Origin of the sequence: Tuberibacillus calidus DSM 17572 (genome assembly GCF_000430685.1) — a bacterium.
In the GTDB taxonomy this organism is placed as follows: domain Bacteria; phylum Bacillota; class Bacilli; order Bacillales; family Sporolactobacillaceae; genus Tuberibacillus; species Tuberibacillus calidus.
Map to the genome: position 1 here is coordinate 1 of NZ_AUMM01000077.1, position 7732 is coordinate 7732.

6 protein-coding genes and 2 rRNA genes are annotated in these 7732 nt (G+C 42.8%); all 8 read left to right on the top strand.

Annotation, left to right across the window (positions count from 1 at the left end):
• Positions 1-121 (top strand): 23S ribosomal RNA (locus tag H532_RS0113730); the annotation flags it as partial.
• 106 nt (positions 122-227) lie between these two features.
• Positions 228-343: ribosomal RNA gene (gene rrf / locus H532_RS0113735) — 5S ribosomal RNA — on the top strand.
• Positions 344-708: 365 nt separating this feature from the next.
• Complete coding sequence (locus H532_RS19005) at positions 709-1134, top strand: MarR family winged helix-turn-helix transcriptional regulator (protein ID WP_155995066.1); 426 nt, start codon at positions 709-711, stop codon at positions 1132-1134.
• An 11-nt stretch (positions 1135-1145) separates the two neighbouring features.
• Positions 1146-1466, top strand: a complete 321-nt coding sequence (locus tag H532_RS0113745; protein WP_038112573.1) for a YciI family protein — start codon at positions 1146-1148, stop codon at positions 1464-1466.
• Positions 1467-2027: 561 nt separating this feature from the next.
• Positions 2028-3980 (top strand): acetate--CoA ligase, encoded by a 1953-nt coding sequence (gene acs, locus H532_RS0113755; RefSeq protein ID WP_027725946.1) that lies wholly within the window; start codon positions 2028-2030, stop codon positions 3978-3980.
• A gap of 99 nt (positions 3981-4079) precedes the next feature.
• Positions 4080-4655, top strand: a complete 576-nt coding sequence (locus H532_RS0113760) for an acetate uptake transporter (RefSeq protein WP_027725947.1) — start codon at positions 4080-4082, stop codon at positions 4653-4655.
• A gap of 494 nt (positions 4656-5149) precedes the next feature.
• On the top strand, positions 5150-6778 hold the full coding sequence (locus tag H532_RS0113765) for an ATP-binding protein (protein ID WP_027725948.1): 1629 nt from the start codon (positions 5150-5152) through the stop codon (positions 6776-6778).
• On the top strand, positions 6750-7433 hold the full coding sequence (locus H532_RS0113770; RefSeq protein ID WP_027725949.1) for a response regulator: 684 nt from the start codon (positions 6750-6752) through the stop codon (positions 7431-7433). The genes H532_RS0113765 and H532_RS0113770 overlap by 29 nt, the downstream gene beginning before the upstream one ends.
• The last annotated feature ends 299 nt before the right edge of the window (positions 7434-7732 follow it).

Here is a 7732-nt window from a genome sequence, read left to right on the forward strand (position 1 = left end):
TGAGATTTCCCATGGCATAAGCCAGTAAGACCCCTCAGAGATGATGAGGTAGATAGGTTCGAGGTGGAAGCGTGGCGACACGTGGAGCTGACGAATACTAATCGGTCGAGGACTTAACCAAAAAAAGATGCGCGAAACCTTCGTTTTCAGTTTTCAGAGCGCAAACGCACCTGAAAAAGAAGTTCGACTAGGCTAAGCCTTGCGTCGAACGCTCAATATCAGATCTGTCCGGTGACAATGGCGAAGAGGTCACACCCGTTCCCATCCCGAACACGGAAGTTAAGCTCTTCAGCGCCGATGGTAATTGGGGGCTTCCCCCTGTGAGAGTAGGTCGTTGCCGGGCAAATGGAAGAGAACAGCGAAAGCTGTTCTCTTTTTCTTTAACGTATATAAAGATGGTTCTATAATATTTGTTGGGGTGTGAGGAAAATTCTGATAAAAAACACGCAACCTCAATCCTTTAAACTTGAGTTGTCCCGATACAAGTTAAAGATAGTTGTTGCGTGTACATGAATTTTAACTTGATTTTACCTGGATAAAAAGACGCAGTGATTAATGTGTGGCTAAAGAAATGAAGGTGATCATTTACATATTCCGTTACAGACATAACCTCAACACAGGTAAAACCTCGGCATAGAACAGTTCAGAAGTCCAGGTCGGGTCATTTTCTCTTTGAAAATTTGTATACTAATTATTAGTATACAAATTATGGAACATAGAGAGATCTATTCAAACTGTTTAGCATTCCAGTTGACACAGGCACGCAAGAAAGTTTTTGCATGGTATGGGAATTTTCTCAAGCCACTTGGGCTAACACCCTCCTATGTTTACGTACTTGGTGTATTGCGTGACAAGGAATATGCAAGTCCAAGCGAAATCAGCCATCTCCTTGAACTGGAGCGCCCAACCATCACGACACTTCTGTCTCGTATGGAACGCAGCGGACTGGTGAACCGAGTTTCGAACCCCAGTAACAGGAGAGAGATATTGGTCAGTTTGACCGATGCGGGAAATGAGGCATGCGATAAAGCTTACCCACTGTTAGTGGAAGCGGACAAGGCACTGAATACCTTGTTGAATGGAGAGTTCGCACAGTTGAAGGAACAAGTTGAAAAATTGAACCGGATGCTATAGGAGGTCGTGTAATGAACAGACAATTCATCGTTTATTTGTCAAATAAGCAAAAGCATTTGATGACGGACGAACTCATCCAGGGGCATGTCTCATATTTGGGGGAACTCAAACGCCAGGGCAAATTACCCTTTTGTGGTCCCTGTAAAGACGGAACGGCAATCATGATTTTGAAAGCCGACTCACTAGAAGAAGCAGAAGCCTTACTTGCACGTGACCCATTCACAAAAGCAAACTACTACCAAGATCGTCGAATCGTCGAGGTCGAAGAAGCAACGCTAGAAAACAACTTTCTTCTTGATGATGTTCTCGTAAATCAGCGCAATCGGTCATAAACCATACCCTTATCGAGATACGGTGTACTGCATTGAGTGTCAGTGGGTACACCGTTTTTGTTATCCCATGAAAGAGTAGCCGTTTATCACAGCAATGGCTGAAGACTCCATCCTCAAGCAAAGCTAGGGTGGAGATTAATGGTACAACTAAAGGTTCTCCTTATCAACGTTTTTTCATTTGGTTTGGGTAAATGCGAAATCGAAAAGCCTTGTATTGTTTCTTGGCAAAATACTCCTTAACAAAATATTTGATGATTAAAATGGCAACTGATTATATCCATGAAATTGTTTCATGGTTTAACGGCGCCTATAATTTTTTTTAAGGAAAAGAGCGATGTGAAAATTCCGGTGAGCCAAAAAGCTGCCAAAACGTTATTCCGCCGGCTACAAAGAGGTTCATGAAACGAACCGATCATCACCGAACTGGCACTTATTTCGACCATTCGGACAATAAAATCCTTTCACGCAAAATTCGTTCATTGAAAAAATATTTAGCAATATATTAATGGTAGAAAGCGCTATCAAATCTCTCATCAAAACATCGGAAAGGAGTGACAGGTATTGTCAGAAGTTGACTATCTTGATACGTTGCTAAAAGAAGATCGCCGTTTTCCGCCATCGGAAGCCTTTAAAGCACAAGCAAATTTTAACGATCCCAACATTTATGATGAAGCTGCCAAGGATCCCGTAGCTTTTTGGGCGAAACAGGCGGAAGAAATTTCTTGGTTTGAGCCTTATAAAGAGGTTCTCCAATGGGATCCCCCGCATGCGAAGTGGTTTGTTGATGGAAAACTGAATGCAGCTTATAACTGCGTTGATCGTCATCGTGAAGGCCCGCGCAAAAATAAAGCCGCCATTATTTGGGAAGGGGAACTTGGGGGATGCAAGGTTTACACGTATGATATGCTCGGGCGGGAAGTCGATAAAGCCGCACACATGTTGAAAAATTTAGGTGTTCAAAAAGGTGATCGGGTTGCGGTTTATTTGCCGATGGTGCCGGAACTTCCCATCACGCTATTGGCCTGTGCGAAGATTGGTGCGATTCATACGGTTGTCTTTGCCGGTTTTTCGGCAAAATCTCTGAGAGACCGGATTGAAGATGCCCAAGCGAAGTTGCTCGTCACGGCAGATGCCGGCTGGCGCCGCGGCCATCAAGTCCCATTAAAAAGGTTTGCCGATGAAGCCGTTGAGGGAACGACCATCGAAACCGTTTTAGTTGTAAAAGCAGTAGGGGACAGTGCCACCTATACGATGACCGAAGGACGCGACTTGTATTGGGACGATGAAATGGGTAAAGCGTCAACGAAACCATTTCCGCCGGAAAAAATGGACGCCGAGGACATTTTATATTTATTGTATACGTCTGGAACAACCGGCAAACCGAAGGGAATCGTTCATACGACTGGTGGTTATATGGTCGGTGTCCATACATCGATGCGCAGTGTTTTCGATTTGAAAGACAGCGACATCTTTTTCTGCACAGCCGATATCGGTTGGGTGACAGGGCATACGTACATTGTCTACGGACCGCTTTCGGCTGGTGCGACCGTTGTGATGTATGAAGGAGCGCCGGATTATCCCGACCGCGATCGTTTTTGGGCCATTATTGAAAAATATGGCGTCACAACATTTTACACGGCCCCGACATCCATTCGGACTTTCATGAAATGGGGACCGGAGTATGTAGAAAAACATGATCTAAGTTCTTTGCGCTTGCTTGGGACAGTTGGGGAGCCGATCAACCCGGAAGCGTGGATGTGGTATCACACGCATGTCGGTAAAGGCCGAGTGCCGATCGTGGACACATGGTGGCAAACAGAAACGGGTTGCGCCATGATTGCCCCACTACCAGGTTTAACGACAACGAAACCGGGAGCGGCAACCAAACCTTTACCCGGTATTATCGCCGATGTGGTGGATGAAAACGGCCAATCCGTTGCACCTGGTAACGGCGGCATGCTTGTCATTAAACACCCATGGCCCTCTATGCTGCGTACGGTGTGGGGGGATGATGAACGATTCCGAAAAACGTACTTTGGGAAATTCCCGGACTGGTACTTGCCGGGGGATGGCGCACATAAGGACGAAGACGGCTATATCTGGATTTTGGGCCGTTTGGACGATGTGATTAACGTCTCCGGCCACCGGATTGGAACCGCCGAAGTCGAAAGCGCGCTTGTCGGTCATCAAGCTGTTGCCGAAGCCGCGGTCATCGGCCGCTCTGATGCGATCAAAGGTCAAGCCATCACAGCATTCGTTACGTTAAAAGAAGGGGTTCAAGGAACCGATGAATTAGTTGCTGAACTCAAAGAAACGGTTGCGCAGGCCATTGGCAAAATGGCACGACCGGAAGAAATCATTTTTACCGCGGAACTTCCGAAAACGCGTAGCGCCAAAATCATGCGGCGACTGTTACGCGACATCGCAGAAGGGCGCGTGTTAGGTGATACGACCACTTTGGCTGACCCAAGCGTGATTGAGGAATTGAAAAAGCTGAGTAAATACCAGACCTAAGTATGGGCCGCTTGATCGATGCAGGATGAAAAAGTAAGTGTTGACTTAATAAGAGCCAAATCTGCAAGTCCATTAATGGTTAAAAGGGGTGTATGATCAATGGCAAATGGCGTAAAAATTGCCGACCCGGGCCCACTCGGCCTCGCTGGTTTTGGCATTACGACATGCATCTTAAGTTTGATCAATGCGGGTGTTTTGGATGCCGCAGCGATGGGGGTTGTATTAGGTCTAGCCCTTGCGTATGGCGGGGGAGCCCAACTTCTTGCGGGCATGTGGGAATTTCGCAAAGGGAACACTTTCGGTGCCACAGCCTTTACATCATACGGCGCCTTCTGGATTTCATTCTATTTTATTGTCAAAGCCGAACCGGCTGCCGGTGTCGCCTGGTATCTCCTATTTTTCGGCATTCTTACTTTTTATCTGTGGATCGGAAGCTTCTATCTCAATAAAGCCTTGTTCTACGTTTTCCTGACGCTTTGGATCACCTTCCTCTTCCTCGCCCTCGGCGACTTCGGTGTTGGCGGCTTTAAGCAAATCGGGGGCTGGATTGGTGAAATTTGCGGTCTCCTTGCCCTTTATACCTCTGCCGCTGTCGTCATCAACACAACCGCTGGCAGACAAATTCTCCCTGTCGGCAGCCCCATCAAACAACCAACCCAAGAAAAAGCCGCCTAACCGTATGGGGGTCAGTCCCCCAATGATTTAAAGTACTAAAGCAAAATCACAATCCGGAACCCTTGTCAAATAAGGGTTCCGGATTTTCTTCATCCCCATCATCAGCCAAAAGTATTAAATTTAAGGCCTTCTTAAGGGGTCAGTCCCCCAATAGTTTAAAGCGTTAAAGCAAGGTCACACCCCAAAACCCTTGTCCATCAAGGGTTTCAGTTATCGTTATGATTGAACCTAGATGAAAAAGTCGTATGTATAAGGGGTCTGACCCCCAATGGTTTAAAGCGTTAAAGTTAGAGGTCTATTAAACATTTTTGTGTATTTGTTTTGTTAGTACATTTAAATGAACATTTTTCGATGTTTCTTATTGTTACCAACTTTCAAATTTAATTTATAATATAAAAAAACCGGGTCCTATTTAAATGGGAACGTAACGAACTAGTAATAATGGTTGAACTATTAAACTTATTTTAATTTTGTAGCCTCAGGTGAAATATGTGATGAAGCTGTTTCGGATTTCTCTTCAAACTAAAATTTTAGGATTGGTGTTGACACTCGTTTTATTGATCATTATATCATTAACTACTATTTTTACGGTTATGGAAAAAGAACAAATTGAAAGACAAAAAGGCCGTCTTGTTCTTGAATTATCCAAGACGATTGCACTTATGCCAAGTATAAAAAATGCTTTTTATACTTCGGACCCCGCAAAAATCATTCAACCCATTGTTGAAAAAATTCGCAAACAAGTAGGAGCTGAGTTTATTGTTGTGGGTAATAAAGAAGGGATTCGTTATTCACACCCAATACCCGATCGAATTGGTAGGCACATGGTTGGCGGCGACAATTATCGGGCTTTAGTCCTGGGTGAATCTTATATTTCCAGAGCCGTAGGTTCACTCGGACCATCATTAAGGGGAAAGTCACCAATCCTTGATGACAATGGTCAGATCATTGGTATAGTATCCGTCGGAATTATGCAACAGGATATAAAACAGCAGATTTTTAATAATGCAAAAAAGGTGGCCAGTATTGCTTTAATAGCATTTATTATTGCTATTATTGGAAGCAGTCTTTTAGCTCGAAATATTCGAAAGGATACTATGGGCCTTGAACCCTATCAGATTGCTGCTTTATATAAAGAAAAAAATGCGGTCATAGAATCCGTTAGAGAAGGTATTTTAGTCATTGATAAGAACGGGTTAATCACCGTCATGAATCAGACCGCTCGGAGACTTTTAAATTTCCACGGTGATTTTACAGGTTTAAAAATTGAAAAGGTTATTCCAAACACACAAATGTATGATATTTTGAGAACTGGAAAGAGCCAACACGATGTCGAATTAGTGTTACCACATAACACACTTATTGTTAATCGAAAGCCTATCATTGATAAAGGACAAGTTGTCGGTGCCGTCGCCTCCTTTCGGGATAAAACCGAAATCGAACAAATGCTGAACACATTATCCGAAGTTCGTAAATATTCCGAAGACCTTCGTGCTCAAACCCATGAATTTACAAACAAACTTTATGTTTTGTCAGGACTTCTTCAGATAGGCGAGTACGATGAGGCGATAAAAATGATCCAGCAGGAGACCGAAACATATGAATTTCAGAATCGGATTCTTTTTGACCAAATATATGACCGAAAAGTCCAGGCGATTTTACTTGGTAAACTAGCCATGGCTTCCGAAAAGAAATTGGAATTTAGGATTGATAACAATAGCTCTCTAAATGTTTTGCCAGAGCAAATAAAAATATCGCATCTCATTACAATTTTGGGGAATTTAATCGACAATGCCTTTGAAGCCGTCGTGGATAGTCAACACCCTGTCGTTACTTTTTTTGCGACAGATTTAGGTAACGATATTATCTTTGAAATAAGTGATAATGGGTGTGGAATTAAGGAAGAAAATTTACCTAAGATTTTCACGAGAGGATTTAGCACAAAGCCAAAAGGTGATCAGTCTAGAGGTTACGGTCTATCGAATGTATTGAAATCAGTAGAATTACTAAATGGTACAATCGAGGTCCAGAAAAATAAAATGGGAGGGACGGTTTTTACAGTCTATTTGCCGAAATTTACAGGAGGTGAATCTTATGAAGCAGGTCAAGGTGGCCATTGCTGAAGATGATTTCCGTATTGCCGATATACACGAGAGGTTTTTATCCGAGATACCCGAAGTGATGGTTGTCGGTAAAGCACTAAATGCTTCTGACACTTTAAGATTACTAAAACAGGAAAAGGTGGACCTACTGCTATTGGATGTCTATATGCCGGATGAATTGGGGACAAATTTGCTTTTGACATTGCATAACGAATTTCCTAATGTGGATGTTATCATGATTACCGCCGCGACAGAAAAACATATACTGGAAAAATCAATAAGAAACGGTGTATTCAATTATTTAATCAAACCAGTGACCAAGGAACGTTTCGTTCAGGTAGTAAAGAAATATATTCAATATAAAAATCTTTTAGATCAGAAAACAGAAGTCGATCAAGAATTTGTCGATTCGTTGTTTAGGAAAAGTCAAACGTCCCAAAAAATAAACACCAATAATCTTCCTAAAGGAATCGATGCCATTACGTTAGAAAAAGTGTTAGGTATTTTAACAGACGCTACTGGAGGCCTTTCAGCAGAACAAGTCGGGGAAAGAATGGGTGCTTCACGAACAACGGCAAGGCGCTACCTCGAATTTCTTATTTCTGTAAACAAATGTAAGGCCGAAGTCGCATATGGCGTCGTTGGCAGACCTGAGCGTCACTATTTTAAAATCTAATAAAATCATCTAGAGGCTGGGACAAAACCCAGTAGGCTAAATTGAAAAGAGTGGTACCCACCAAAACATGTTGGTGAAGGTACCACTCTTTTTTATTGGTTTTCAGAAGTCAAATAAGGATACCTTCTGATAAAATTAAAATATAGCCAAATTAACTTATCGGAGGTATCCTTATGTTTCAATATTATAACATGAATCAAGTGGTTTTGCCCCTAGATTTAGAAATTAAATTAAAAGAAAATGACATCGCCTTTCATATTCACCACCTCATCGAACAGATTCCTGATGAAGCGTTTGAA